Origin of the sequence: Leifsonia sp. NPDC077715, assembly GCF_040686855.1 — a bacterium.
Lineage (GTDB): Bacteria > Actinomycetota > Actinomycetes > Actinomycetales > Microbacteriaceae > Leifsonia.
Map to the genome: position 1 here is coordinate 1 of NZ_JBFBOG010000001.1, position 26,233 is coordinate 26,233.

Below are 26,233 nucleotides of genomic sequence, written 5' to 3' on the forward strand. Positions count from 1 at the left end.
CCTGGCCGCGCATCCAGGCCGACGGCACGGGCCCGGCGAACCGCGCGGGCCTCGAGCTCGAAGCAACTCAATATTGCCAAAGTGAGAGACAATAATCAGAGCACCTTTTTGATAATGCTGAGAGAAGTTTTCATGTCCAAAAACTTGCAGTTCCTGTTCGGGAATATTACCTAGCCAGCCCTCAATCTTATCTAAAATACATTCGCCAAATTGCATGAAATGCGCATAGCTATTTGTCCAATTTGGTTGGAGGCTAAAGGGAGACTGCGATCCAGCAAAATGATGCAGTTTTTGTAAATAAAGTAAGGAGGCCCGCCTTGCTGCGACAGCAAATAACCAGTACCACATGATGACGAAGTACATCACAAACTTGCATAACCAACGTCCACCAAAACGGTAAAACCACAACATCAGCATGAGGGGCAACATACCGCCTCGCTCTTTAATGTCGTTCCATTTTGGTGAAGCTGAATTTGTCATAATTAACCTTGCAGCTTTTGTTTTAATAGCTTTGGTAAGCGAACCAGCATCCCCATAAACAAGGTTGCATGCGCTTTACTTAGCCCTAAGTTATCTCGCCAAGCATGAAAATGAGAAATACCCTGCTCTGGATAAACCACAGGTGTGGGTACATTAATAAAAGGGGTATTTTCCCATTTTAAACGTACTAAAATTTCACTATCAAACCCCATACGTGGCTGAAATTTAGCACTATTCAATACCTTGATTGTGCTCTCGAGCGGATATATGCGAAAACCACACATGCTATCTTTAATTTCAAAAGATAAACTATTTAACCACACCCAAAAATGAGTAATGTAACGGCCATATAAGCGCTTTTTAGGAATAGAGGCATCAAAGTATGGCTGACCAATTACCATTGCATCTGGATGTTGTCGAGACTGCTCAATAAATTTTGGAATGTCATCCCAGCAGTGTTGACCATCTGAATCGAGTTGTAATGCATGGCTTAAACCAAGCTCATAGGCTGCACGCAAACCAGTCATTACGGCTTGTCCCTTACCCCTATTCACATCATGTTCAATAAGATGAATTTGAGAATATTGCTCTGCCAACGCTTTTAAAATTTGGCTACATGCATCATCACTGCCATCATTGACCAAAACAATCGGTAGATCAAAACTGTTCAGATAAGAAATTAAATCTGCTAAATAATGTGGATGGTTATAAACCGGAACAACAAAGCCGTAATTGGTCTGCATTTTCATCGAAGCGCTCGCTGAGCGACTGCACGCCCAGGAACTCCGCCCCTCGGAGGACCGCGGCCGAGAACCCGGAGCCCTCGAACTTCGGCAGCCCGATCGCCCGGGCGCGCACCCCCTGCTCGGTCGCGCGCTCGAAGACGGTGCGTGAGCGCTGCCAGGTGGCGGGATCCATCCGCTCGTCCCAGCCGGAGAGCTGGTTGGTGAGCCGGCTGGCCGCATCGCGCACCCGGTACCCGACGAGGCCGTGAACGCCCGGAGCGGTTCCCGTGGTCAGGGTCGCCAGCGCCGCGGCCGTCGTGGTCGGGAAGCCCGCGTCGATCGTGGTCGTCTTCCCGAGCATCGGCGCGAGCGTCCGGGCGTGGCCGGAACGCGCCCGCAAGGCGGCGGCGCCCAGGCCGTCGACGACGATGACGACGACGTGGTCGAGCCGGGGCAGGCCGAGCTCGTTCGCCTGCCCCTCGAGCGCGGCCAGCGAACTCGGGAGAACCGTGGCGAGGCTCGCTCGGGTGGTGAACGCGGCCGGTAGCATGGGTGGCATCCGGCCCAGTCTGGCACAGGCCACGCCGAGCCGGACGAGCCGCCCCACGCTCCACCCGAGCCCCTGCACAGAATGCACGAATGACACCAGCAGACGACCAGCCCGCCGCCGGAACGACGGAACGCATCGAAGACGTCGACGTCACGACCGAGATGCAGGGCTCGTTCCTCGAATACGCCTACTCGGTGATCTACTCCCGAGCGCTCCCGGACGCCCGCGACGGCCTCAAGCCCGTGCAGCGCCGCATCCTCTACATGATGACCGAGATGGGCCTGCGGCCGGATCGCGGTCATGTGAAGTCGGCGCGCGTGACGGGCGAGGTGATGGGAAAGCTGCACCCGCACGGCGACAGCGCCATCTACGACGCACTGGTGCGCATGGCGCAGGACTTCACCCTCCGGGTGCCCCTGGTCGACGGTCACGGCAACTTCGGCTCCCTCGACGACGGCCCCGCGGCCGCCCGGTACACCGAGGCGCGCCTCGCCGCCGCAGCGCTCGCGATGACGGAGGACCTGGACGAGGACGTCGTCGACTTCGTCCCGAACTACGACAACCAGCTCATGCAGCCGGATGTGCTGCCCGCCGCCTTCCCCAACCTCCTGGTCAACGGCGCGAGCGGCATCGCGGTCGGCATGGCGACGAACATGGCGCCGCACAACCTCATCGAGGTCGTCGGCGCCGCACGGCACCTGCTCGAGAACCCGGATGCGACCCTCGACGACCTGATGGCGTACGTGCCCGGTCCCGACCTGCCGAGCGGCGGCACCATCGCCGGTCTCGCGGGCGTGCGCGACGCGTACGCGACGGGACGCGGCAGCTTCCGGATGCGCGCGAAGGTGACCGTCGAGTCCATCACCGCGCGCAAGAGCGGCCTCGTCGTCACCGAGCTGCCCTACCTCGTCGGCCCCGAGAAGGTCATCGAGAAGATCAAGGACGGCGTCAACGCGAAGAAGCTGAACGGCATCTCCGACGTCACCGACCTCTCCGACCGCCAGAACGGCCTGCGGCTCGTCATCGGCATCAAGACCGGGTTCAGCCCGGAGGCGGTGCTCGAGCAGCTGTACCGGCACACGCCGCTGGAGGAGGGCTTCGCGATCAACAACGTCGCCCTCGTCGCCGGCGGCCCGCAGACCCTCGGCCTGCGCGAACTCCTGCAGGTCTATCTCGACCACCGCGTCAGCGTGGTCACCCGGCGGTCGCAGTTCCGCCTCGCACGCCGCAAGGAACGCCTGCACCTGGTCGAGGGACTGCTCATCGCGATCCTCGACATCGACGAGGTCATCCAGGTCATCCGCACGTCCGACGACACGGAAGCCGCCCGCACCCGCCTGATGCAGGTGTTCGACCTGAGCACCCTGCAGGCCGACTACATCCTCGAACTGCGCCTGCGCCGCCTGACGCGGTTCAGCCGTATCGAGCTCGAGACCGAGCGCGACCAGCTTCGTGCCGAGATCGCCGAGCTGGAAGAACTCCTCGCCTCGCGCCAGCGCATCAACGACCTGGTGTCGGATGAGATGGAGCAGGTGGCCGGACGCTTCGGCACCCCCCGCCGCACGCTGCTGACCGAGGCGAAGCCGTCGATCGCGGGCGCCTCCCGCAGCAAGACGGCGAACGTCCAGCTCGAGGTCGCCGACGTCCCGACGCGCGTCTACCTGTCGACGACCGGCCGCATCCTGCGCGTGGACGCGGTGGCCGGTCCCGACGGCGAGGGCGGCCTCGACCGCATCCAGCCGCCGGCCCGGCGCAGCAAGCACGACGCGATCCTGTCGCAGCTGGATACGAGCAGCCGCAGCGAGATCGGTGCGGTGACGAACCGCGGCCGGTTGATCCGCTTCTCCCCCGTCGACCTGCCCGGCGTGCCCGCCAACTCCATCCAGCTCGGTGCGGGCGTGAAGGTGGGCGACTATCTGGCGCTCGCGGACAAGAAGGAGCGCATCCTCGCGCTCGTGTCCCTCAGCGATACGGACCGGACGATCGCGCTCGGCACCAGGCAGGGCGTCGTGAAGCGCGTCACCCCGGGCGACTGGGCGAACAAGCCCGAGTTCGAGGTCATCTCGCTGAAGGCGGGCGACGAGGTCGTCGGCGCCACGACGGTGACGGATGCGGACGAGCTGGTGTTCGTCGCGAGCGACGCGCAGCTGCTGCGGTTCGCCGCCTCGACGGTCCGTCCGCAGGGACGCGCCGCGGGCGGCATGGCCGGAATCAACCTCGGTGCGGACGCGCGCGTGATCTACTTCGGCGCGGTCGCGGCGGACGACGCGGCCGAGGCGGTCGTGTCGACGATCGCGGCGAGCGACGCTACGCTTCCGGGCGCCGACCCGGGCACCGCCAAGGTGAGCGACTTCGCCGAGTTCCCGGCGAAGGGACGCGCAACCGGCGGCGTCCGCGCCCAGCGGTTCCTCAAGGGCGAGAGCGAGCTCGTGCTCGCCTGGGCCGGCCGCGCACCCGCGCTGGCGGTGGCTCCCGACGGCGTCGCCCGCACCCTCCCCGAGGGCGGCGCGCGCCGCGACGCCTCCGGCACGCCGCTCGACATGGTCGTCGGCTCCATCGGCCGCCGCCTCGCCTGACCCGCCCTAGGCTCAGCCCCACCATCGAGTACACGAAAAGTGCACGCTTCTCGGGGAAGAACCGTGCACTTTTCGTGTACTCGATAGTGGGTGGCTAGGCGTCGATTCGCGCGCGGGAGAGGTCGTCGGCGCCCTGGATGATGAACTCCTTGCGCGGCGCGACGTCGTTGCCCATCAGGAGCTCGAAGACGCGGTTCGCCGACTCGGCGTCGGAGACGCGCACCCGGCGCAGGGTGCGGTGGGCGCGGTCCATCGTCGTGGTCGCGAGCTGGTCCGCATCCATCTCGCCGAGTCCCTTGTAGCGCTGGATCGGCTCCTGGTACTTCCTGCCGCGCTTCTTCAGGTCGGCGAGCACCGCCTGCAGCTCCGCCTCGGAGTACGTGTAGATCGTCTCGTTCGGCTTCGATCCCGGGTTCACCACTACCACGCGGTGCAGCGGCGGGACGGCGGCGAACACGCGCCCCTCCTCGATCATCGGCCGCATATAGCGGAAGAACAGGGTGAGCAGCAGCGTCCGGATGTGCGCGCCGTCGACGTCGGCATCCGACATGATGATGACTTTGCCGTAACGGGCGGACGACAGGTCGAAGCTGCGGCCGGAGCCGGCGCCGATGACCTGGATGATCGCCGCGCACTCCGCGTTGGAGAGCATGTCCGAGATGGACGCCTTCTGCACGTTGAGGATCTTGCCCCGGATGGGCAGCAGCGCCTGGTACTCGCTGTCCCGCGCCCGGCGCGCCGTGCCCAGGGCGGAGTCGCCCTCGACGATGAACAGCTCGCTGTTCGCCACGTCGCTGGAGCGGCAGTCGACCAGCTTGGCCGGGAGGGACGACGTCTCGAGCGCGTTCTTGCGGCGCTGCGTCTCCTTGTGAGCGCGCGCGGAGATGCGCGACTTCATCTCGGCGACGACCTTGTCGAGCAGGAGCGAAGACTGCGCCTTGTCGTCGCGCTTCGACGATCCGAACCGCTCGGCCATCGCCTTCTGGACCACATTCGCGACGATCGCCCGCACGGCCGGCGTGCCCAGGATCTCCTTGGTCTGCCCCTCGAACTGCGGCTCCGGGAGGCGCACGGTGAGCACGGCGGTGAGACCCGCCATGACGTCGTCCTTCTCGAGCTTGTCGTTTCCGGCCTTGAGCCGACGGGCGTTCAGCTCCACCTGCTGCCGCAGGAACTTGAGCAGCCCCTGGTCGAAGCCGGCCTGGTGGCTTCCGCCCTTCGGCGTCGCGATGATGTTCACGAAGCTGCGCATCACCGTGTCGTACCCGGTGCCCCAGCGCAGCGCGATGTCGACCTGGCACTCGCGCTTGAGCTCGGTGGGCACCATCGCGCCGGAGTCGGAGAGCACCGGCACGGTCTCCGTGAAGTGCCCCTCGCCGGTCAGGCGCCAGGTGTCGGTGATGGGGCTGTCCGGCGCCAGGAAGTCGACGAACTCCGAGATCCCGCCCTCGTAGCGGAACGTGGTGACGCCCGCGGGCTCGCCGCCGGCGGCAGCGCGCTGGTCGTCGATCGAGATCGCGATGCCCGGGACGAGGAACGCGGTCTGCCGTGCACGACCGATCAGATCGTCGGTGGAGAACTCGGCGCCCTTGGTGAAGATCTGCCGGTCGGCCCAGTAGCGGATGCGCGTCCCGGTCACACCCTTCTTGACCTTGCCGACGACGCGCAGCTCGCTGCCGCTGACGAACGGGCTGAACGGGTTGTCCGGGCTCGGCGCCCCCGTCCCGTCGTCGAAAACGCCCGGCTCGCCGCGGTGGAACGACATGGCGTAGGTCTTGCCGTCGCGGTCGACCTCGACGTCGAGTCGTTCGGACAGCGCGTTGACGACCGACGCGCCGACGCCGTGCAGGCCGCCCGAGGCCGCGTACGACCCGGAGCCGAACTTGCCGCCCGCGTGGAGCTTCGTGAAGACGACCTCGACACCGGAGAGCCCGGTCTTCGGCTCGATGTCGACCGGGATGCCGCGGGCCTGGTCGCGCACCTCGACGCTGTCGTCGGCGTGCAGGACGACGTCGATCGCCGAGCCGAAACCGGCCAGAGCCTCATCGACGGAGTTGTCGATGATCTCCCAGAGGCAGTGCATGAGTCCGCGGGAGTCGGTCGAGCCGATGTACATGCCCGGTCGCTTGCGGACGGCCTCCAGCCCCTCGAGCACCGACAGGTGCCTGGCCGAATAGTCCGAACTCGCCACGGGCGCTCCTTGTGGATCAGGTGCGCCTCGGGTGCGGGCGCGCACGTACACCATCAAGCGTACGTGGCGGCCGGGGCACACTACGCCACCGACACCCGCTCGCCGGGAGGCTACGCGTTGAGCGAAATAGCAGCCAATACGCGCCTGGTTGCCGAGCATCCGTGGTTCTATAGACGTACCGAGTTCACCGGTTGCGACGGAAGGAGCATCACATGTCGACAGTCACCTCGGAGAACGGGGCCATCGACGAGCTCGCATCGGGGCCGCAACTGACGGCCGCGGACCGTTGCGACAGCTGCGGAGCGCAGGCGTACATCCGGGTCGTCGTGAACAACGGCGAGCTGCTGTTCTGCGCCCACCACGGCAAGAAGCACCAGGAGAAGCTCTCGCAGATCGCCCACAGCTGGCACGACGAGACCGCTCGCCTGTTCGAAGAGCAGCGCGCCTGACGCGCCCCGCTCGCGAAGCGCGGAACTGACCGGAGGATGGTCGCCACGACTGGTGTGCGCCGACGTGCCCATATCGATCTCGACGCCATCCGCTCGACGGCAGCCTCCGCCGCTTCGCCGCTCCCCGACTGCACCGCCGATCTCCGCGCCGACGCGTACGGACACGGGCTCATCCCCGTGGCACGTACGCTGACGGATGCGGGGGTCGGCGGTTTTCTCGTCTCCCGGGTGGAGGATGCGGCCGCGATCGCCGATGAGGGGCTGCCGGTGCGCGTCTTCGTCGGGCAGGCGCCCGGCCCACTGCTCGGGACATCGCTGTTCGGTCTCGACCCTGCGCATCCCACAGCTCCGGCCATGCGCTTGGAGGGCGAGGTCGTCTCGGTCAAGCGCGTCCCCGCCGACCGCGGGGTCTCCTACGGCTACACGTACCGCACCTCCCGGCCCAGCACCCTGGTGCTCGTCGCCCTGGGATACGCGGACGGCATCCTCCGCGTCGCCTCCAACAAGGCGCCGGTGAAGGTCGGCGACACGGTCGGCCGGATCACCGGGCGCATCGCGATGGACCAGTTCGTGGTCGACATCGGCGACGACACCGCCAGCTCCGGTGACGCGGTCGTGCTCTTCGGCGCCCCGGCCCACGGCGAGCCGACGGTGCTCGACTGGGCGGACGCGCTCGGCGTCGCCGCACCCGTGATCACCAGCCGCCTCGGCCGGCGCATCGAGAGGATGTACAGCGCGTGACCATCGTGGACGCCGTCGCCGAACCGCTCCCCCGCGCCGTGGTCGACCTCGCCGCCGTGCGGCACAACGTCGCGCACTTGACGAAGCTGATCGCGCCCGCCACAACGATGCTGGCCGTCAAGGCCGACGCCTACGGCCATGGCCTGCTGCCGATCGCCGAAGCGGGCCTCGAGGCCGGCGCGACGTCGTTGGCGGTGCTGGAGATCCCGGCCGGACTCGTACTGCGGCACGCCGGCGTGACCGTCCCGATCCTCGCCTGGCTGCACGGGCAGGACACGGATTGGCGGGCCGGGATCGAGGCCGACATCGAGCTCGGCATCTCCGCCGCCTGGCAGTTGGAGGCCATCGCCGCGGCTGGTGCCGACCGTCCCGCGATCGTGCATCTGAAGGTCGACACCGGCCTCAGCCGCAACGGCGCCACGCGTGAGGAGTGGCCCGGGCTCGTGCAGTACGCGCTGGAACTGGAGCGCCAGGGCCTCGTCCGTATCCGCGCCGCCTGGTCGCACCTCGCCGACGCGTCCATCGCCGACGACGAGGCGGCCCTCGCCGAGTTCCGCGACGCGGTCGTCGAGGCGGAGAGGTTCGGCGCACACTTCGAGGCGCTGCACCTGGCAGCGAGCTCGGCGGGCATCCGGATGCCGGAGGCGCGCTTCTCGTTCGTCCGTTTCGGCATCGCCGCCTACGGCTTCTCCCCGTTCGACGACTCGACCGGCGCCGAGCTCGGGCTCATCCCGGCGATGCGGCTGGAGGCCCCCGTCACCGAGGTGCACGTCGGCGGCACCACGCACGTGCGGCTCGGCATCGGCTGGGCCGACGGCGTGCCGACGCTCGGGATCGCGAAGACGAGCATCCAGCTGAACGGCCGCCGGTGCCAGCTCCTCGCGGTCGAGGCGGACAGCATGCTCGTGGATGCGGGAGCTCATCGCGTCGAGGTCGGCGACACCGCCATCCTGTTCGGGCCGGGCACCGACGGCGAGGTCACCGCGGAGAAGTACGCCGACTGGGCCGAGACGATCGCCGACGAGATGGTCACCGGCGTCGCCGCCCGCGTCCCCCGCGTCTACATCAACTGACCACCGCTGAAGTGCAGCTTATTGCGGTCGACACGCCGTGCGACACCGCAACGACCTGCACTTCGGGCTGGGGTCAGAGCGAGACGCCGAGGCGGTCGGCGATCGCCCGGCGGGCGTTCGTCGCGTAGCGGTCGACCCGCTCCGTCTGCGGCACCGGCGGCAGCTCGCCGCGCAGCGCGGTGCCGAGCAGCCGGTCGGCCAGCGCCGGGTTCATCGGCAGCAGCGGACCGTGCAGGTGCGTGCCTATCGATGCGCCCACGACCACGCCCTCGGTCCCGTCGCCATTGCCGGTCCCGCTGACGAGACGGCCCAGCGGCTCGGCGCCGTCGAGCACGGTTCGCGCGGAGTGGTTCTCGAAGCCCGCGACGGTGGAGCCGTCCGCCAGCCGCACGACGACCTCGCCGACGTGCCGCTTGCTCCCGAGCGCGGCCCGGGTCGGGAACACACCCGCACCGGCCAGCAGCTCGCCCTCCGGCGTCTCCAGACCGGTACCGAGCAGCTGCCAGCCGCCCGCGATCGCGAGGAACGGCACGCCGGCGGCCTGCCACTCCCGCAGCCTCGGCGCGATGCGCAGCACGTCTTCATGCACCGCGCGCTGCCCGGAGAGCGGACCGGAGCCGATGTGCACCAGGTCGACGCCCGGCGGCAGCTCGCCGCCGACGGCGTGCGGAACGACCTCGGCGTCGATGCCGCGCCACCGCGCGCGCTCGGCCAGCGCCAGGACGTTGCCGGCGTCGCCGTTGATCCCCAGCTCGGCCGGATAGAGGTGCAGGATGCGCAGGACGGTCATCGCTCGCCGCCCTCCAGGTCGAGGAAGCCCAGCTGCTTCCGGATGAGCATCATCTGCTCGTAGTTCACGATCATCGTCTTGGTGCCGCGTGTCGGCTTCGGCAGCTTCAGGAACGCCTGGAGCGCCGGCCGCAGCTCGGGCACGACCTGGTCGACGTCGATCCCCGCGTACGCGAAGCGCGTCGCGAACTGCCACGCCTTCGTGCCGGACACCACGTCCACGTGCGTGAGCTTGGACAGGTCGATGTCGTAGACCCACGACGGGTCCGGCGTGCCCTCGTCGACCGCGACGAACACCTGCTCGGGCGACTCGGCGAGGTAGTCGAGGTTGAGCTGCAGGCTCGGCGGGTTCTTCATCATGATGATCTCGACGTCCTCGTCGCCCACCTTCAGGGTCTCACCGCGACCGTAGACGGTCCGCAGCGCGGCCATGGCGGCCACGACGGCGTTGGGCTGGAAGCGGTCACCGAGAAGGCGGCGCGCCATCGCGGTCGCGCCCGCCGCGTCCACCGCGTAGTGCAGGCCGCGCGCCGGGAGCCCGATCCGGACATCCACCCCGCCGATGGTGAGCTGGGCGCTCTGCACCTCGAGCTTGCTGACGAAGACCGACGGGATGGGCAGCGTGCCCGCCGTCGTGCCGGTGAGGTCCTTCACGTTCGCGAGGCCGTTCGGCGACGACTCGATGATGGACGGCGCCACGGCGAACGTCGACACATCTCGTCCCTGCGCGGTCAGCTCCGCGCCGACCCGCGCCAGGCTGTCGTCGTCGGCGTTCACCACGACGAACTCGGACGAGCCCTCCGCAATGGAGCGCAGCATCCCGATCACACGGGTGGGCTCGAAGAAGCGGTTGAGCTGGTCGATCTGCACGTTGAGCAGCAGGGAGCCGCGCGGCTTCAGCACGTGCGCGAGGTCGACGCCGTAGGCCTCATCCACCTCGATGACGCCGACATCGCCGCGGACGTAGCCGTCGAGCGGCACATCGGCGAGCAGTGCGGAGGCGATGCCCTGCGGCAGGTTTCCCCCGGACGGGTTCGTGAACACATCCAGTCCGTGCTCGCGCAGGATCGCGGTGAGCATGTTCGTGGTGGTCGACTTGCCGTTCGACCCGGAGACGAACACGACCCCGAGCGGAAGCCGGCTGACGGCGCGCTCCAGGAACTTCGGCGCGATGGCGAGGGCGACGCGGCCGGGGACCGCGGAGCCGCCTCCCCGCAGGCGGAGGAGCCAGCGGGCGAGGCGGCCGGCGATGACCGCCAGTCGGTAACGCAACGGTTTACTCGAGGTAGTCGCGCAGCGACTGCGACCGCGACGGGTGGCGCAGCTTCGCCATCGTCTTCGACTCGATCTGGCGGATGCGCTCACGCGTCACGCCGAAGGTGTCGCCGATCTGGTCGAGCGTCTTCGGCATGCCGTCGCCCAGGCCGAAGCGCATGCGGATCACGCCCGCCTCGCGCTCGGACAGGGAGTCGAGCAGGCTCTCCAGCTGCTTCTGCAGCATGGTGAAGCCCACTGCGTCGGCGGGCACGACCGCCTCTGTGTCCTCGATCAGGTCGCCGAACTCGCTGTCGCCGTCCTCACCCAGCGGGGTGTGGAGCGAGATGGGCTCGCGACCGTACTTCTGCACCTCGATGACCTTCTCCGGGGTCATGTCGAGTTCCTTCGACAGCTCCTCGGGGGTGGGCTCGCGGCCCAGGTCCTGCAGCATCTGGCGCTGCACGCGGGCCAGCTTGTTGATGACCTCGACCATGTGCACCGGGATGCGGATGGTGCGCGCCTGGTCGGCCATGGCGCGGGTGATCGCCTGACGGATCCACCAGGTGGCGTAGGTGGAGAACTTGAAGCCCTTCGTGTAGTCGAACTTCTCGACGGCACGGATGAGGCCCAGGTTGCCCTCCTGGATGAGGTCGAGGAACTGCATGCCGCGGCCGGTGTAGCGCTTGGCGAGCGACACCACGAGGCGCAGGTTGGCGCCGAGCAGGTGGCTCTTGGCGCGCTGGCCGTCGCGGGCGACCCACTTCAGCTCGCGCTCGAGCTCCTTGCTGAGGTTCGGCGTGTTCGCCAGCTTGTCCTCGGCGAACAGACCCGCCTCGATCCGCATGGCGAGCTCGACCTCTTCGGCCGCGTTCAGCAGCGGGACCTTGCCGATCTGCTTCAGGTAGTCCTTGACCGGGTCGGCGGTGGCGCCGGTGATCGTCGTCGAGTAGACGGGGATGTCGTCCTCTTCGTCGACGGCGCGCAGAACGAGCGCGTCGGTCGGCAGGGGCACGTCGGCCGCGGCGGCCAGGGCCGCGGGAGCCTTGCTCTCCGTGTCGGCCTCGGCGTCCTCGTCCGCCTCGGCTTCGGCGTCGTCCGCCTCGGTCTCGTCCGTCGCCTCGGCGTCGTCCGCGACCTCCTCCTCGTCGATCTCGACCTCGGCGTCCTCGTCGATCTCCTCGTCGTCGTCCGCTGCGGCGGACGCCTTGGACGTCTGCTTCTTCGCAGCCGTCGACTTCGTCTTCGCCGGGGCCTTCGCGGCCGCCTTCTTGGGCGCGGCCTTCTTCGCCGCGGGCTTCGCGGTCTCATCCGCGACGACGGTCGCGGTCTCTTCGACCTCCGCCTCGCGGGTCTTCGTTGCTGCACGGGTTGCCATGTGAACACCTTTCATACCAAGCGGAGGAGGGCCGGGATCCTGACGGCCGAGCCTGGCTCAGGGTTGCGTGCGGACACTACTAAGACCCAAGTCAAGTCCGGGTCGTTGCGCCGGGCATCGTCTAATGCTCCGGCCCCGGGACATGAATGGGTCCAGACATCAATTATTGCACGTTCCGCGTGCGCCCCCGACCACGTACGGCCATTCTTCGGCAAATACCGGAGCCCTACAGCGCTTCGTGCCCGCCGCGCCTCCTCCACGCTCCTACGAGTGCAACCCAGAGAGGGGCTACTTCTATTCCCTCTTCCTCGCGGAGTCGGCGGCGTGTGCGGCGGCGCGCGCGCACCAGGAAGACCACGCCGATGCCCACGATGACGTACTGGATGGCGAACGCCCAGCGGAAGTGGTCCAGCTGGTAGAGCTCGGCGTCCGCGTCGCTGTGCGCCTGGACATCGAGCGCCACACCGATGAGGAACATCATCACGAAACTGGCGAGGAAGCCGCCGACGTTCACGATCCCGTTCGCCGACCCCAGGCTGTGCAGCGGGTTGAAGGTGCGGGCGAAGTCGAACCCGATCAGCGAGCCCGGGCCGCCGATCCCGATCGCCGCGATCAGCACGACGATCGTCCAGAACGGCGGCTGCCCCGGCCAGAGCAGCACGAGCGTCCACGCCGCGGCCATGAGGGCGACGATGCCGAGGACCAGGTTGCTGCGTCGGAGGGGGTAGCGCGCGGTCAGGATGCCCAGGATGGGGCCGGAGATGAGACCGGCTCCGACGAGCACCGTGAGCAGTGCGGAGGCGGCCGCAGGCTGGATGCCGATCGCGAACACCAGGAACGGGATGCCCCACATCAGGCTGAACACGGTGCCGGACGACTGGGTCACGAAGTGCGACCAGAAGCCGAGTTGCGTACCGGGCCGCGCGAGGCTGATCCGGAGCTGGCGGAGCGAGTCGGACCACGTCGCCGGTCGCGGACCCTCGCTCGCGCCGACCGGGCGGTCGGTGACTCCGACGACGATGCCGATCAGCGCGACGACCGAGAGGGAGGCGGCCGAGAGGAAGGCGACCGTCCAGCCCGACAGATGCAGCAGGAGCGCGAACGGCACGGCGGACAGCACCTGGCCCAGCTGACCGACGTTGCCGATCCACTGGGACAGCTGCGGCACGATGCGGCCGCGGAACCATGAGTTCACCAGCCGCATCAGAGAGGTGAAGACGGTGGCGTCCCCGGCTCCGACCAGGATGCGGCCCGCGATCGCGATCGCGATGGTCGGCGCGTACGCGACGGCGACCTGACCGACGACCATGAGCGCGGTGCCGGTGAGCATGAGGACGCGCGATCCGATCCGGTCGATCAGCACCCCGACGGGCACCTGCATGCCGGCGTAGACGATCAGCTGCACGACGGCCAGCGTCGAGAGGACGGACGCCGAGACGTGGAAGCGCTCGGTCGCCGCCACGCCCGCGACACCGATCGTGGTGCGCTGCATGACGGCGATGAGGTAGGCGAAGACGCCGATCCCGTAGACGAACCAGGAGCGACGCGAATTCACCACATAATCCTACGCCCGGCTATGCATGTGCTCCGCCGGGGTGGGACCGGGTGTGCGCTCAGCGGTCGCCGCGCCCGTTCTCCTCGTCGCCGTGCCGGCGGAAGGCGAGGAAGTTCTCGAGCTCCGCCGCGATCTCGTCGGCGGTCGGGAGCTCCCCGTCGCTGTCCGTCAGCGGCGAGCGCAGCTGCGTGTCCTCCATATAGGAGTCATGGCGCTCCTCCAGCGTGCCGACGAGGCGGCCGAGCTCGGTGTTGCCGGCGACCTGTTCGTCGATGTTGGCGATGAAGTCGCGGTCCTCCTGGCGGAGCCGGTCGGTCGGGAAGATCAGGCCGGTGGCCGCGCTGATCGAGTCGAGGGCGGCGACCGCCGCGGCCGGGTACTCGGTGTCGGCGAGATAGTGCGGGATGAGCAGGATGAAGCCGGCGATCGGGTACGAGAGCTGCTGGAGCCGGTACTCGAGGAGGTGCAGCGCGTTGGCGGGGACCTGGGTGTGCGGCTTCCAGATGGACATGGAGTCGATCAGGTCCTGCCGGTTGCCGCTGACCGTCACGCCGATGGGGCGCGTGTGCGGGACGGGCATCGGGATGGAGTGGACCCAGGTGATGCTCTTCACCTTGAACTGCTCGATGAGGCCGAGCACGGCCTCCGTGAAGGCCTCCCAGCGGAAGTCAGGTTCGAAGCCGGAGAGCAGGAGGAACGGCTGGCGGAGCTCGTCGTAGGCGAGGTACAGCTTGAGCGTGGCCGGCTGATAGTCGGTCAGGTGGTCCTGGTCGAAGTAGATGATCGGGCGGCGCGCGCGGTAGTCGAGCAGGATGTCCGCGTCGAACGTGGCGACCACGTCGCTGTCGAGCGTGCCGAGGAGATAGGTGCCGAGCTGGCTGACCCCGGACCCCGCGTCCGCGAAGCCGGTGAGGCCCGCGACCAGCGGCAGGCCCTCCGGCACCTGCAGCGCCGGGTTGAGCTCGAACAGTCGACGGGGGTCTCGCATATCTCAACTCTAGAGCGGACCCCGCGCCGCGAACCTGTCTGTGACCGCTGCCGGGAACGCCCACAGCGAACACCGCGTTAGGGTCGACTCATGACCGTTCCCGCGCTGACCGTGACCCTCTCCTCCACTCCCACCGCGTCCGCGGATGTGCTCGTCGTGGCCGCCCGGAACGGACGCGACGGCGTCGCCGTGCTCTCCGGCGAGCGCCGGGACGAGCTGGCGCAGCAGCTGCGAGAGGTCGGCTTCGCGGGAGGCAAGGACGAGTTGGTGCGGCTGCCCGGACGCGGCGACGGCGCCTCGCTCGCCGTGATCGGCCTGCCGGAGGACGGCGTGGACGCCCTGCGGTACGCCGCGGGCAGCGCCATCCGCCAGCTCGCGGGCACGAGCGCGGTCGCGCTCGACCTGCCGGCCGTGGACGAGGCGCAGCTCGGCGCGGTCGCCGAGGGGGCTGCCCTGGGCGCGTACGCCTTCACGGACTACCGCGAGAAGAGCCGCGCGGCGACGAAGGACCCGGTCGCGTCGATCGAGGTGCTCGGCGGAGACCTCGCCTCGGACGGCTCGGCAGACGGCTCGGCGGTCGACGCCGACGCGCTGGCCGCGCGCGCCACCGCCGTCGCCGAGGCCGCATCCCTGGTCAAGGACCTGGTCAACACTCCCCCTCTCGACCTGTACCCGGAGACGTTCGCCGAGCGCGCGACCGAGGCCGTCGCCGGCCTGCCGGTCAGCGTGAAGGTCTGGGACGAGCAGGAGCTCGCCGCCGACGGCTTCGGCGGCATCCTGGGCGTCGGGCAGGGTTCCACCCGTCCGCCGCGCCTGGTGAAGGTCACCTACGCCCCCGAGGGTGCCTCCCGTCACCTGGCGCTGGTCGGAAAGGGCATCACCTTCGACTCCGGCGGTCTCTCGCTCAAGCCCGCCACCGGCATGGTCGGCATGAAGTACGACATGACCGGCGCGGCGACCGTGCTGGCCGTGGCCCTCGCTGCCGCACGCCTGGCGCTGCCGGTGAAGGTCACCGCCTGGCTCTGCCTCGCCGAGAACATGCCGTCCGGCTCCGCCATCCGCCCCAACGACGTGCTTCGCATCCGCGGCGGCCGAACCGTCGAGGTGCTGAACACCGACGCCGAGGGCCGCCTTGTGCTCGCCGACGGCCTCGTGGCCGCGAGCGAGGAGCAGCCGGACGCGATCGTCGACGTCGCCACCCTCACCGGCGCCGCGATGGTCGCGCTCGGCACCCGCTACGCCGCCGTCATGGGCTCCGACGACCTCGTGGACGATGTGCTCACGGCGGGCAAGGAGAGCGGCGAACTGCTCTGGCCGATGCCGCTGCCCGGCGAGCTCCGCGCCACGATCAACTCGGACGTCGCCGACATCGCGAACGCCAACCCGGGCAACACCGCGGGCGGCGCCCTGCTGGCCGGGGTCTTCCTGCAGGAGTTCATCGGACGCACCGGGGACGCCGACGACGCCCCCCGCATCCCCTGGGCGCACCTGGACATCGCGGGCCCCGCGAAGAGCCCGGCCGCACCGTACGGCTTCACCGGCAAGGGACCGTCCGCCGTCAGCGTACGGGCGCTCATCCGTCTGGCCGAGAGCATTTCCGGGAAGTAGTAGGGTCGTATGGGCGGGAAAACCCGCCTATCAACACGCCTCCCGGAGCCATCCCCTCTGGGCGGCTTCGTGTCACATGATCTGATGCGCGAGGGAGTAGCTGGGTGTCTGAGCAGAACTTTGACATTGTGGTGCTCGGCGGTGGGAGTGGAGGCTACGCAGCAGCGCTGCGTGCGGCCGAGCTCGGTTTCACCGTCGGCATGATCGAGAAGGACAAGGTCGGAGGCACCTGCCTGCACCGCGGCTGCGTCCCGACGAAGGCGCTGCTCCACGCGGCCGAGATCGCGGACTACTCGCGTGAGTCGTCGAAGTACGGCATCGTCACCGAGCTGCAGGGTGTCGACATCAACGGCGTGACCCAGTACCGCCAGGGCATCGTGGCGAAGAAGTACAAGGGCCTGCAGGGCCTCGTGAAGGCCCGCGGCATCACCGTCATCGAGGGCGAGGGCCGTCTCACCTCCCCGACGACCGTGCAGGTCGGCGACGACACCATCGTCGGCAAGAACATCATCCTGGCCACCGGCTCCTACTCGCGCTCGCTTCCGGGCCTCGAGATCGGCGGCCGCGTGATCACCAGCGAGCAGGCCCTCGAGCTGGACTTCGTGCCGAAGAAGGTCGCGGTCCTCGGCGGCGGCGTCATCGGCGTCGAGTTCGCGAGCGTCTGGAAGTCGTTCGGCTCGGACGTCACGATCATCGAGGCGCTCCCCCACCTGGTCCCGAACGAGGACGAGTCGATCAGCAAGTCGCTCGAGCGCGCGTTCCGCCGCCGCGGCATCGACTACAGCCTGGGCGTGCGGTTCCAGGGCGTCACCCAGAACGAGAACGGCGTGGTCGTCACGCTCGAGAACGGCAACACCATCGAAGCCGACCTCCTTCTCGTCGCCGTCGGCCGCGGCCCGCTCACGCAGGGCCTCGGCTTCGACGAGGTCGGCGTCACCCTGGACCGCGGCTTCGTCATCACCGACGAGCGCCTGCACACCAACATCCCCGGCGTCTACGCCGTCGGCGACATCGTCCCCGGCCTCCAGCTCGCGCACCGCGGTTTCCAGCAGGGCATCTTCGTCGCGGAGGAGATCGCGGGCCTCAACCCGATCGTCGTCCCCGACGTCAACATCCCCAAGGTGACCTACTGCGACCCCGAGGTCGCCTCGATCGGCCTCACCGAGGCCAAGGCGGCCGAGAAGTACGGCGCCGACGCGGTGAGCAGCTACGACTACAGCCTCGCGGGCAACGCGCGAAGCGAGATCATCGGCACCAACGGCAGCGTGAAGGTCGTCCGCCTGAACGACGGCCCCGTGCTCGGCGTGCACATGATCGGAGCCCGCGTCGGCGAGCTCATCGGCGAGGCGCAGCTGGCCGTGAACTGGGAGGCGTACCCCGAGGACATCGCGCCGCTCATCCACGCGCACCCGACGCAGAACGAGTCGCTGGGCGAGGCCTTCCTGTACCTCGCAGGCAAGCCGCTGCACACCCTCTAGGACGATCAGCCGGGTCCGCCGCGGGCGGACCCGGCTGCAATAAGCTACTGAACGATCAGGTTTGAAGGAGAAAAGCTCATGAGCGAATCCGTCAGCCTCCCGGCGCTCGGCGAGAGCGTCACGGAAGGCACGGTCACCCGCTGGCTGAAGAACGTTGGCGACCGTGTCGAGGTGGACGAGCCCCTGCTCGAAGTCTCGACCGACAAGGTCGACACCGAGATCCCGTCGCCGGTCGCCGGCGTCGTCGAGGCGATCCTGGTGCAGGAGGACGAGACGGTCGAGGTGGGCACCCCGCTCGTGACCATCGGTGACGGCTCCGGCGCAGGCGCCGAGGCTCCCGCCGCTCCGGCTGCCGAGGCCGCACCGGCTGAGGCCGCTCCGGCCGAGGCCGCTCCGGCTGAGGCCGCTCCGCAGGCTGCTCCGGCCCAGGAGGCGCCGCAGGCCGCTCCCGCTCAGGAAGCTCCGCAGGCCGCTCCGGCTCCGGCACAGGAGGCGCCACAGGCCGCTCCCGCTCCGGCCCGGGAGGCGCCGCAGGCGGCTCCCGCCCCTGCTGCTCCGGCCCAGGAGGCTCCCGCTCAGCAGGCCGCTCCCGCTCAGCAGGCGCCGGCCCAGCCCGCCGCTCCCGCCCCCGCCGCTCCCGCGCAGGCCGCCCCCGCGCAGGCCTCGGCGGGCGGCGCCCACGCCGGCAACGCCGGGTACGTGACCCCGATCGTCCGCAAGCTCGCCAACGAGCAGGGCGTGGACCTGTCCACGGTCACCGGCACCGGTGTCGGCGGACGCATCCGCAAGGAGGACATCCTCCAGGCTGCTGCTCCCGCCGCGTCCGCGTCCGCCGCCCCGGCCACGGCCGCTCCGGCTCCCGAGGTCTCGCCGCTGCGCGGCACCACGCAGCCGATGTCGCGCCTGCGCAAGGTCGTCGCCGAGCGCGCCGTGGTCTCCATGCAGTCCACCGCGCAGCTGACCACCGTCGTCGAGGTGGACGTCACCAAGGTGGCCGCGTTCCGCGACCGCGTGAAGGGCGACTTCCTGGCGAAGACCGGCGTGAAGCTCTCGTTCCTGCCGTTCTTCACCCTGGCCGCCGCAGAGGCGCTGAAGACGTACCCCGTCATCAACGCCACGGTCGACGGCGACAGCATCGTCTACCCGGACCACGAGAACATCTCGATTGCCGTCGACACCGAGCGCGGCCTGCTCACCCCTGTGGTGCGCAACGCGTCGGAGCTCGACATCGCCACCCTGGCGAAGGAGATCGCCGACCTCGCCGAGCGCACCCGCGACAACCGCCTCAAGCCGGACGAGCTCGCGGGCGGAACGTTCACCGTCACGAACACCGGCTCGCGCGGCGCGCTGTTCGACACGCCGCTGGTGTTCCTGCCGCAGGTCGCCATCCTCGGCACCGGCATCGTCGTGAAGAAGCCGGTCGTCGTCTCGGCCGACGGTACGGACTCGATCGCAATCCGTTCGACGGTGTACCTCGCGCTCTCGTACGACCACCGCATCGTGGACGGCGCGGACGCGGCCCGCTTCCTCGTCGCGGTCAAGAACCGTCTCGAGGGCGGCAACTTCGAGGGCAACCTCGGAATCTGATCCGCTCACGGGTACACCGCCCGCAGCCGCCAACCGGCCTCGCTCCTCACCAGCAGGAGCGAGGCCGGTTCGCTTTTCGGCGTGCGCGCCGCATCGGGTGCCGCGGCGATCAGCGCAGCGTCGCCCCAGCGCTCCAGGAGACTCAGCGAGGCCCCGGTGAAGTCACGCTCGTCGGCGGCCCCGGACCGGGTCAGTGCATCGGTCTCCTGCGCGACGAAGGCGGGCTCCGCATCCAGGACTCCCGCGAGGCAGGCCGGCGAGGCGCGCCGTTCGGCGAAACAAGCGTGACGGGCGGCCAGTACAGCAGCCGCCGCCACAACCGGATCCGCTGCCTCCCGGCCACCGGGCTCGGGAGCCGGCACCGCCGTCGACACCGCTGAACCGCTCTCCGGCGACGGCACCGACGCGTTCTGCCCTCCAGCCGCATCAGTCCGGCCGGACGTCGCATCGCTCGGCGCCGCAGGCGTGCTCGTGGGAGCCGTGCGCCCAGCGCCCGAGGCCGCTGTCGCACCGGCCGGCCTCGGCTGCCTGCTGCTCGCCCCCTGGGCTGATTCCTCCGGCGCGCCCGTCGCGCCTGCGCTCTCCGCGGGCGCTGCCGGCAGCAGCGCCACGAGCGCCACTGCCGCGACCAGCGGCACCGACCCGGCAGCGACCACAGCCGGACGCCGACGCGCCCACATGCCCAGCCGCCGGCCGACCGTGCGCGCAGGCTCCCCGTCGAGGAAGGCCATCGCCGACACCACAGCGTCTCGCACTCCCAACCGTCGAGCGGCCTCACGAGGAATCGTCCCGGCTGCGACACCACCACTCTCCAGCTCCGGCAGCCTGACCGGCTCCGGCGCCACCGCCGCCGACACGGACGCCTCGACGTGCTCCCACGTCCCCTGCCGCAGCCCTCTCTCGACCGCGCCCAGCAGCGTCATCCCCGTACCGTCGGTGACGCGCAGGCACACGGTCCGCGCTAGTGCGAAGTACGCCTCCGCATCCGCGACCGCCGCGTCCGGATCGAACGGCACCACCCCATCCAACTCGTCGAGCGCCGGACAGCCGTCCGCGGCGAACGCGATGCCGCTCGGGCTCAGGCCCGGGCGCGCCCAGCCGGCCCGGTGCAGCGCAGCGAGACCGTCGGCGATGCCGAGCAGGACGGTCGCCGCCTCACCACCGCGAAGGCCGCAGTCCCGTGTCAACCGTCGCGAGAGGTCTCCGCCCTCGGGATAGGACAACAGGACGGCCTCCCATTCGCGCCCGCGGTTGCGGCGGCCACCAAGGCGGCGCACCACGCCGACCACGTGCTCGGACGCCGCGCCCTCGCGGGCCGCCGCGTCCACCGGCTCCGCTCCCCGTCTCTCGCGCACGCGGAGCAGACACCGCCGCCCCGACACCGCACCGGTCACCACGACACGCCCCTCCGTAGAGACGCCGGCGGGACGACACGAGGGATCGGCCTCCCACCCCTCCGCTTTCGCGAGCTGCACGGCCACGCGCAGGGCTTCGGACGGGTCGGCCGACGATGAACGGGAGGAGCGGGAGGTTCTGATCACGACTCCATCCCAGCCGACCGCGCAACCGCCGACCCCGAGTGGATCCGAATCGGTGGATAACCCCGGCCCGACCTTCGCCTGTGGACGACTCCCGCCGCATCCGCGCATAAACTGACCCCGTGACCACGTATGACGTCACGGGGCTAAGCGCCAACTCCGTGCCGTATCTCGAGGCCCTTCAGCAGCAGCGTGCCCTGCACGCCGCCGTCGTCGCAGGCCGGGCGCCAGACACCGTCATCCTCCTCGAGCACTCGCCGGTGTACACCGCCGGCAAGCGCACCGCACCGGACGAGCGTCCGACCGACGGAACCCCCGTCGTCGACGTCGACCGCGGCGGCAAGATCACCTGGCACGGGCCGGGGCAGCTCGTGGGGTACCCGATCCTCCGCCTCCACGACCCCATCGACGTCGTCGGCTACGTCCGTGCGCTCGAACGCGTCCTCATCGACGTGCTCGCCCGCGTCGGCGTGACCGGCGTCCAGGTCGAGGGCCGCTCCGGCGTGTGGATGCTGCCCGAGCACAATCCCGGAGCGACCCGAGACGAGAAGATCGCCGCCATCGGCATCCGCGTCGCGGAGGGCGTCACCATGCACGGCTTCGCGCTCAACTGCTCGAACAGCCTCGACGCCTACGACCGGATCGTCGCGTGCGGCATCCGCGACGCCGGCGTCACCACGATCTCGCGTGTCCTGGGCCGCACCGTCACCCCGCAGGACGTCGCGCCGCTGGTCCAGGACGCCTTCGACCTCGAGTTCACCCCCGCCGGGGCCGTCGCGTGAGCGCCGCACCCGAGGGGCGCCGGATGCTGCGCCTCGAGGTCCGCAACGCCCAGACGCCGATCGAGCGCAAGCCCGAGTGGATCAAGACCAAGGCGAAGATGGGTCCCGAGTACCGCCAGCTCCAGAGCCTGGTGAAGTCCGAGGAGCTGCACACCGTCTGCCAGGAGGCCGGCTGTCCGAACATTTACGAGTGCTGGGAGGACCGGGAGGCGACGTTCCTCATCGGCGGCTCCCAGTGCACCCGACGCTGCGACTTCTGCCAGATCGACACCGGCAAACCGGCCGACTTCGACCGCGACGAGCCGCGCCGCGTCGGCGAATCCGTCGAACGGATGGGCCTGCGCTACGCCACAGTGACCGGCGTCGCTCGCGACGACCTGGAGGACGAGGGCTCGTGGCTGTACGCGGAGACGATCCGCGAGATCCACCGCCAGTCCCCCGGTACCGGGGTCGAGATCCTTGTGCCCGACTTCTCCGGCAACCCGGAGCACCTGGGGCGCGTGTTCGACGCGCGTCCCGAGGTGTTCGCGCACAACGTCGAGACCGTCCCGCGCATCTTCAAGCGCATCCGGCCGGCGTTCCGCTACGAACGCTCGCTCGACGTGCTGACCCAGGGACGCGACGCGGGCCTGATCACGAAGTCGAACCTCATCCTCGGGATGGGCGAAGAGCGGCACGAGATCAGCACCGCGCTCCAGGACCTCCACGACGCGGGGACGGACATCATCACGATCACGCAGTACCTGCGGCCGAGCCCACGGCACCTGCCCGTCGCGCGCTGGGTGCATCCGGACGAGTTCGTCGAGCTCAAGGAGGAGGCCGAGGAGATCGGGTTCCTCGGGGTCCTCGCCGGGCCGCTGGTGCGTTCGTCGTACCGCGCCGGGCGGCTGTGGGCGCAGTCGATGCAGGCGAAGGGGCGGCCGGTCCCGGACCACCTCCGGCACCTCGCGGACGCCTCCCTCGGCTTCGCGCAGGCCGTCTCCTGAGAGGTCTCCCCCAGCAGCGAACGGGTCATCTGGAACACCGCCGAGCCGGTATCCTTGGAGCTATGGCAAAGGACAAGTCCACCAAGGAGCCCGGCCGTCTGAAGCAGATGTGGCAGGTCTTCCAGATGACCCGTCGCTACGACGACCGCGCGGTCCTCTACATCGTCCTCGGGGCTGTCCTGCCGATCATCCTCGGCGTGCTGCTCGCGGTGTTCCTGTCCGGCGGCAACATCTTCACGATGGTGCTCTGGATCCTCGCCGGCGTGCTCGCGGGCGTCCTGATCGCGCTCATCATCCTCGGCCGCCGTGCCGAGCGCGCGGCGTACTCGCAGATCGAGGGTCAGCCGGGTGCGGTCGGCGCCGTGCTGCGGTCGTCGCTCAAGCGCAGCTGGCGCGGCTCCGAGATGCCGGTCGCGGTCAACGGCAAGACGCAGGATGCGGTGTACCGGGCGACCGGGCGCGGCGGCGTCGTGCTCATCAGCGAGGGCCCGGCGACCCGCACCAAGCGCATGGTCGACGAGGAGCGCCGCAAGGTGAACCGCGTCCTCCCGAACGTGCCGGTGACGATCATCAGCGTCGGCCCGGACGCGGACTCGGTGCCGCTGCACAAGGTGCCGCGCACGCTCGCCAAGATCAAGCCGACCCTCACCAAGGCCGAGGTGCTGGCGATCAGCAACCGCCTCCAGTCGATGGAGAACCAGATGCCGATCCCGAAGGGCATCGACCCGATGAAGGTCCGCGCGCAGCGGGCACGCTGACCTTAGTAGGCTTCGAGCCGCCGACAACAGCGAAACGTCGCGGATCCACAGGATCCGCGACGTTTTTCCTGTGCCGGGCGGATCGTGCTCAAGCGCGGATGAGGACGGTTCCGGCCACCTTGTCGTGGAAGCCGCGCTGGTCGGAGTCCCACACGAGCGCCGGGATCACGACGCACAGCAGCAGCGTGCGGACGATCGGGCGCCAGACGCCGACCCAGCCGCCGCGCACAGCGACGACGCGCATCCCGAATATGCGGTGGCCGAGGCTCCCGCCGATGGTCGGGATGAAGACGATCTGCAGCAACGCGAAGAGGCCGAGCGTCGCCCACTGGTCGTAATGGAAGAAGGCGAACGACAGGAACGACGCGATCGCCCAGTCGACGGCGATCGCCCCGATGCGCCGGCCCAGGCGGCCGACCGAGCGCGGACCCCCCTCCGGCAACCCGAGACGTTCCCCCGGGTAGCGGCTGGGGGCGATGTCGCCGGGACGGTTCGAGGGGTTCTGCGGCACCCGCCGATTCTACCCGGCCGGGGTACGCGTAACATGCTCGAAACATAGGCGTGACCCCGGGGAAACGGCCTCCCCCTACGTTTGACCCGTGGGCTGCACGCGCAGTCCGGTCACCCGCAAAGCCATTGGGAGTCGTCCGCATGTTCCGTGATTCTTCCGAGGTGCTCAAGTTCATCAAGGACACCGACGTCAAGTTCCTTGATATCCGCTTCACCGACCTTCCCGGTGTGCAGCAGCACTTCAACATCCCCGCCGCTACCGTCGACGAGGACTTCTTCTCCGTCGGCCAGCTGTTCGACGGCTCCTCGATCCGCGGCTTCGCGTCGATCCACGAGTCGGACATGCAGCTCATCCCGGATGTGTCGACCGCCTACGTCGACCCGTTCCGCGCCGAGCGCACCCTCATCATGGTGTTCGACATCTACAACCCGCGCAACGGCGAGATCTACGCGAAGGACCCGCGTCAGGTCGCCAAGAAGGCCGAGAAGTACCTCGCGTCGACCGGCATCGCCGACACCGCGTTCTTCGCCCCGGAGGCGGAGTTCTACATCTTCGACGACGTCCGCTACGAGGTGAACCAGCACTCGAGCTTCTACTCCGTCGACTCCAGCGAGGGCGCCTGGAACTCGGGCCGGACCGAAGAGGGCGGCAACCTCGCCAACAAGACCCCGTACAAGGGCGGCTACTTCCCCGTCTCGCCGGTCGACCAGCACGCCGACCTGCGCGACGACATCGTCCTCAAGCTCGTGGAGGCCGGCCTCGAGGTCGAGCGCTCGCACCACGAGGTCGGCACCGCCGGCCAGGGCGAGATCAACTACAAGTTCGACACGATGGTCCACGCTGCGGACGACATCCTGAAGTTCAAGTACATCGTGAAGAACACGGCCAGCGAGTGGGGCAAGACGGCGACGTTCATGCCGAAGCCGCTGTTCGGCGACAACGGCTCGGGCATGCACACCCACCAGTCGCTGTGGAACGACGGCAAGCCGCTGTTCTACGACGAGGCCGGCTACGGCGGCCTGTCGGATGTCGCCCGCTGGTACATCGGCGGCCTGCTCAAGCACGCCCCCGCGGTGCTCGCCTTCACGAACCCGACGGTGAACTCGTTCCACCGCCTGGTGCCGGGCTTCGAGGCGCCGGTCAACCTGGTCTACTCGGCCGGTAACCGCTCGGCGTCGATCCGCATCCCGATCACGGGCTCCAACCCGAAGGCCAAGCGCATCGAGTTCCGCGCGCCCGACGCCTCCGGCAACCCGTACCTCGCGTTCGCCGCCCAGCTGATGGCGGGCCTCGACGGCATCAAGAACCGCATCGAGCCGCACGAGCCGGTCGACAAGGACCTCTACGAGCTCCCGCCGGAGGAGGCCAAGAACATCCCCCAGGTGCCGGCATCGCTCGGCGAGGCCCTCGACGCGCTCGAGGCCGACCACGACTTCCTCACCGCGGGCGGCGTGTTCACCCCGGAGCTCATCGAGACCTGGATCGAGTACAAGCGCGAGAAGGAGATCAAGCCCCTCGCGCAGCGTCCGCACCCGTTCGAGTACGAGCTCTACTACGGGGTCTGATCCGCGTCAGGCGTCACGGAAGGGCCGCATCCCGCGAGGGGTGCGGCCCTTTCGCTGTCGTCGGACGAGTTCAGCCGGCCAGCGGCTGGATGTCGTCGAACTCGGCGCCGTGTGCGTCGATCGCGCGCTCCAGGTCGTAGTGCGTCTGCAGGTTCAACCAGAATTCCGCCGTCGTGCCGAAGAGACGGGACAGGCGGAGCGCGGTGTCGGGGGTGATGGCCCGCTTGCCCGCCACGATGTCGCCCACGCGCTGAGCAGGGACGTGGATGGCTTTGGCAAGCGCGTACTTCGTGAGGCCGAGCGGGACCATGAACTCCTCGCGGAGGATCTCTCCCGGTGTGATGAATTCAGTCATGGTGCTCTCCTCGATCGTGCGCGCTACGGCAGTCAGTGGTAGTCGACGAGCTCGACATCGGCCGGTCCGCCGCTCGTCCATCGGAAGCAGATCCGGAATTGGTCGTTGACACGGATGCTGTACTCACCGGACCGGTCTCCGGCCAGCTTCTCCAAGCGATTGCCCGGAGGGACGCGGCAGTCGTCGAGGACGGCGGCCGCGTTCAGCATGGTCAGCTTCCGCCGGGCGACCCGGCGGAGGTCGGGTCCGAATCGCTTGGTCGCGATTCCGAACCAGACCGCTTCCGTGTCGCGGTCGGCGAAGGATTGGAGCATGC

24 protein-coding genes are annotated in these 26,233 nt (G+C 68.7%); 11 read left to right on the plus strand and 13 right to left on the minus strand.

All coding sequences use genetic code 11. The features are described from left to right. The 3 genes from AB0P25_RS00005 to AB0P25_RS00015 form a co-directional block, all read right to left on the minus strand. The coding region (locus tag AB0P25_RS00005; RefSeq protein WP_363804645.1) for a hypothetical protein at positions 1-480 on the minus strand (480 nt) is incomplete at its 3' end. 2 nt (positions 481-482) lie between these two features. Then, complete coding sequence (locus tag AB0P25_RS00010) at positions 483-1,229, minus strand: glycosyltransferase family 2 protein (RefSeq protein ID WP_363804646.1); 747 nt, start codon at positions 1,227-1,229, stop codon at positions 483-485. Beyond that, the gene (locus tag AB0P25_RS00015; protein WP_363804647.1) at positions 1,186-1,764 is read right to left on the minus strand and encodes an alkaline phosphatase family protein; all 579 of its coding nucleotides are present in this window, start codon (positions 1,762-1,764) and stop codon (positions 1,186-1,188) included. The genes AB0P25_RS00010 and AB0P25_RS00015 overlap by 44 nt, the downstream gene beginning before the upstream one ends. An 80-nt stretch (positions 1,765-1,844) precedes the next feature. On the opposite strand from AB0P25_RS00015, the gene AB0P25_RS00020 reads away from it, so the two are divergent. Continuing rightward, a complete protein-coding gene (locus tag AB0P25_RS00020; protein WP_363804648.1) occupies positions 1,845-4,331 on the plus strand; it encodes a DNA topoisomerase IV subunit A in 2,487 nt (828 codons plus the stop codon). 94 nt (positions 4,332-4,425) lie between these two features. Here the strand turns inward: AB0P25_RS00020 and AB0P25_RS00025 are convergent, their stop codons facing one another. Beyond that, positions 4,426-6,522, minus strand: coding sequence for a DNA topoisomerase IV subunit B (locus tag AB0P25_RS00025; RefSeq protein ID WP_363804649.1), 2,097 nt, complete (start codon positions 6,520-6,522; stop codon positions 4,426-4,428). Between the two features lie 212 nt (positions 6,523-6,734). Here AB0P25_RS00025 and AB0P25_RS00030 point away from each other — a divergent pair, with 212 nt between their 5' ends. Genes AB0P25_RS00030 through alr form a run of 3 tightly spaced genes read left to right on the plus strand, consistent with a single transcriptional unit; the run spans position 6,735 to position 8,785 of the window. Further along, complete coding sequence (locus AB0P25_RS00030; RefSeq protein ID WP_064109256.1) at positions 6,735-6,971, plus strand: hypothetical protein; 237 nt, start codon at positions 6,735-6,737, stop codon at positions 6,969-6,971. 36 nt (positions 6,972-7,007) lie between these two features. Further along, positions 7,008-7,712, plus strand: a complete 705-nt coding sequence (locus AB0P25_RS00035) for an alanine racemase C-terminal domain-containing protein (protein WP_363804650.1) — start codon at positions 7,008-7,010, stop codon at positions 7,710-7,712. Beyond that, on the plus strand, positions 7,709-8,785 hold the full coding sequence (gene alr, locus AB0P25_RS00040; protein WP_363804651.1) for an alanine racemase: 1,077 nt from the start codon (positions 7,709-7,711) through the stop codon (positions 8,783-8,785). The genes AB0P25_RS00035 and alr overlap by 4 nt, the downstream gene beginning before the upstream one ends. A 73-nt stretch (positions 8,786-8,858) precedes the next feature. Here the strand turns inward: alr and AB0P25_RS00045 are convergent, their stop codons facing one another. The 5 genes from AB0P25_RS00045 to AB0P25_RS00065 all read right to left on the minus strand — a co-directional run bounded on the left by AB0P25_RS00045 (position 8,859) and on the right by AB0P25_RS00065 (position 14,749). Beyond that, the gene (locus AB0P25_RS00045; protein WP_363804652.1) at positions 8,859-9,575 is read right to left on the minus strand and encodes a cobyric acid synthase; all 717 of its coding nucleotides are present in this window, start codon (positions 9,573-9,575) and stop codon (positions 8,859-8,861) included. After that, on the minus strand, positions 9,572-10,846 hold the full coding sequence (locus AB0P25_RS00050) for a MurT ligase domain-containing protein (RefSeq protein ID WP_363804653.1): 1,275 nt from the start codon (positions 10,844-10,846) through the stop codon (positions 9,572-9,574). Before AB0P25_RS00050 ends, AB0P25_RS00045 begins: the two co-directional genes overlap by 4 nt. Positions 10,847-10,850: 4 nt before the next feature. Continuing rightward, complete coding sequence (locus AB0P25_RS00055; protein WP_363804654.1) at positions 10,851-12,206, minus strand: RNA polymerase sigma factor; 1,356 nt, start codon at positions 12,204-12,206, stop codon at positions 10,851-10,853. A gap of 226 nt (positions 12,207-12,432) precedes the next feature. Further along, positions 12,433-13,761 (minus strand): MFS transporter, encoded by a 1,329-nt coding sequence (locus tag AB0P25_RS00060; RefSeq protein ID WP_363804655.1) that lies wholly within the window; start codon positions 13,759-13,761, stop codon positions 12,433-12,435. 58 nt (positions 13,762-13,819) lie between these two features. Continuing rightward, positions 13,820-14,749 (minus strand): PAC2 family protein, encoded by a 930-nt coding sequence (locus tag AB0P25_RS00065; protein ID WP_363804656.1) that lies wholly within the window; start codon positions 14,747-14,749, stop codon positions 13,820-13,822. 90 nt (positions 14,750-14,839) lie between these two features. On the opposite strand from AB0P25_RS00065, the gene AB0P25_RS00070 reads away from it, so the two are divergent. The 3 genes from AB0P25_RS00070 to sucB all read left to right on the plus strand — a co-directional run bounded on the left by AB0P25_RS00070 (position 14,840) and on the right by sucB (position 19,422). Continuing rightward, the gene (locus AB0P25_RS00070) at positions 14,840-16,357 is read left to right on the plus strand and encodes a leucyl aminopeptidase (RefSeq protein WP_363804657.1); all 1,518 of its coding nucleotides are present in this window, start codon (positions 14,840-14,842) and stop codon (positions 16,355-16,357) included. A 104-nt stretch (positions 16,358-16,461) separates the two neighbouring features. Continuing rightward, positions 16,462-17,835 carry a dihydrolipoyl dehydrogenase gene (gene lpdA, locus AB0P25_RS00075; protein ID WP_363804658.1) on the plus strand — a complete coding sequence of 458 codons (1,374 nt, stop codon included), beginning with the start codon at positions 16,462-16,464 and terminating at the stop codon, positions 17,833-17,835. Between the two features lie 78 nt (positions 17,836-17,913). Continuing rightward, positions 17,914-19,422: a 2-oxoglutarate dehydrogenase, E2 component, dihydrolipoamide succinyltransferase gene (gene sucB, locus AB0P25_RS00080; RefSeq protein WP_363804659.1), complete on the plus strand. Its 1,509-nt coding sequence runs from the start codon at positions 17,914-17,916 to the stop codon at positions 19,420-19,422. Positions 19,423-19,427: 5 nt separating this feature from the next. Here the strand turns inward: sucB and AB0P25_RS00085 are convergent, their stop codons facing one another. Further along, on the minus strand, positions 19,428-20,963 hold the full coding sequence (locus tag AB0P25_RS00085; RefSeq protein WP_363804660.1) for a hypothetical protein: 1,536 nt from the start codon (positions 20,961-20,963) through the stop codon (positions 19,428-19,430). Positions 20,964-21,082: 119 nt separating this feature from the next. Here AB0P25_RS00085 and lipB point away from each other — a divergent pair, with 119 nt between their 5' ends. From lipB to AB0P25_RS00100, 3 genes are all read left to right on the plus strand, one after another. Further along, positions 21,083-21,742: a lipoyl(octanoyl) transferase LipB gene (gene lipB / locus AB0P25_RS00090; protein WP_363804661.1), complete on the plus strand. Its 660-nt coding sequence runs from the start codon at positions 21,083-21,085 to the stop codon at positions 21,740-21,742. Continuing rightward, on the plus strand, positions 21,739-22,728 hold the full coding sequence (gene lipA / locus AB0P25_RS00095; protein WP_363804662.1) for a lipoyl synthase: 990 nt from the start codon (positions 21,739-21,741) through the stop codon (positions 22,726-22,728). Before lipB ends, lipA begins: the two co-directional genes overlap by 4 nt. 62 nt (positions 22,729-22,790) lie before the next feature. Then, a complete protein-coding gene (locus AB0P25_RS00100) occupies positions 22,791-23,486 on the plus strand; it encodes a DUF4191 domain-containing protein (protein ID WP_363804663.1) in 696 nt (231 codons plus the stop codon). An 88-nt stretch (positions 23,487-23,574) separates the two neighbouring features. Here the strand turns inward: AB0P25_RS00100 and AB0P25_RS00105 are convergent, their stop codons facing one another. Beyond that, positions 23,575-23,997: an RDD family protein gene (locus AB0P25_RS00105; protein ID WP_363804664.1), complete on the minus strand. Its 423-nt coding sequence runs from the start codon at positions 23,995-23,997 to the stop codon at positions 23,575-23,577. Positions 23,998-24,137: 140 nt separating this feature from the next. Here AB0P25_RS00105 and glnA point away from each other — a divergent pair, with 140 nt between their 5' ends. Then, positions 24,138-25,562 carry a type I glutamate--ammonia ligase gene (gene glnA, locus AB0P25_RS00110; protein WP_363804665.1) on the plus strand — a complete coding sequence of 475 codons (1,425 nt, stop codon included), beginning with the start codon at positions 24,138-24,140 and terminating at the stop codon, positions 25,560-25,562. Positions 25,563-25,632: 70 nt separating this feature from the next. On the opposite strand, the gene AB0P25_RS00115 is transcribed toward glnA, so the two are convergent. After that, positions 25,633-25,917 (minus strand): HigA family addiction module antitoxin, encoded by a 285-nt coding sequence (locus AB0P25_RS00115; RefSeq protein ID WP_363804667.1) that lies wholly within the window; start codon positions 25,915-25,917, stop codon positions 25,633-25,635. A gap of 32 nt (positions 25,918-25,949) precedes the next feature. Continuing rightward, the gene (locus tag AB0P25_RS00120) at positions 25,950-26,231 is read right to left on the minus strand and encodes a type II toxin-antitoxin system RelE/ParE family toxin (RefSeq protein ID WP_363804669.1); all 282 of its coding nucleotides are present in this window, start codon (positions 26,229-26,231) and stop codon (positions 25,950-25,952) included. Positions 26,232-26,233 lie beyond the last annotated feature (2 nt).

Coding starts and splice junctions, on each gene's coding strand:
- AB0P25_RS00045 (WP_363804652.1), bottom strand. CDS start 9,575: ATGACCGTCCTGCGCATCCTGCACCTCTATCCGGCCGAGCTGGGGATC.
- AB0P25_RS00030 (WP_064109256.1), top strand. CDS start 6,735: ATGTCGACAGTCACCTCGGAGAACGGGGCCATCGACGAGCTCGCATCG.
- AB0P25_RS00020 (WP_363804648.1), top strand. CDS start 1,845: ATGACACCAGCAGACGACCAGCCCGCCGCCGGAACGACGGAACGCATC.
- AB0P25_RS00120 (WP_363804669.1), bottom strand. CDS start 26,231: ATGCTCCAATCCTTCGCCGACCGCGACACGGAAGCGGTCTGGTTCGGA.
- AB0P25_RS00035 (WP_363804650.1), top strand. CDS start 7,008: ATGGTCGCCACGACTGGTGTGCGCCGACGTGCCCATATCGATCTCGAC.
- glnA (WP_363804665.1), top strand. CDS start 24,138: ATGTTCCGTGATTCTTCCGAGGTGCTCAAGTTCATCAAGGACACCGAC.
- AB0P25_RS00065 (WP_363804656.1), bottom strand. CDS start 14,749: ATGCGAGACCCCCGTCGACTGTTCGAGCTCAACCCGGCGCTGCAGGTG.
- AB0P25_RS00100 (WP_363804663.1), top strand. CDS start 22,791: ATGGCAAAGGACAAGTCCACCAAGGAGCCCGGCCGTCTGAAGCAGATG.
- AB0P25_RS00115 (WP_363804667.1), bottom strand. CDS start 25,917: ATGACTGAATTCATCACACCGGGAGAGATCCTCCGCGAGGAGTTCATG.
- AB0P25_RS00055 (WP_363804654.1), bottom strand. CDS start 12,206: ATGGCAACCCGTGCAGCAACGAAGACCCGCGAGGCGGAGGTCGAAGAG.
- AB0P25_RS00010 (WP_363804646.1), bottom strand. CDS start 1,229: ATGAAAATGCAGACCAATTACGGCTTTGTTGTTCCGGTTTATAACCAT.
- sucB (WP_363804659.1), top strand. CDS start 17,914: ATGAGCGAATCCGTCAGCCTCCCGGCGCTCGGCGAGAGCGTCACGGAA.
- AB0P25_RS00070 (WP_363804657.1), top strand. CDS start 14,840: ATGACCGTTCCCGCGCTGACCGTGACCCTCTCCTCCACTCCCACCGCG.
- AB0P25_RS00015 (WP_363804647.1), bottom strand. CDS start 1,764: ATGCCACCCATGCTACCGGCCGCGTTCACCACCCGAGCGAGCCTCGCC.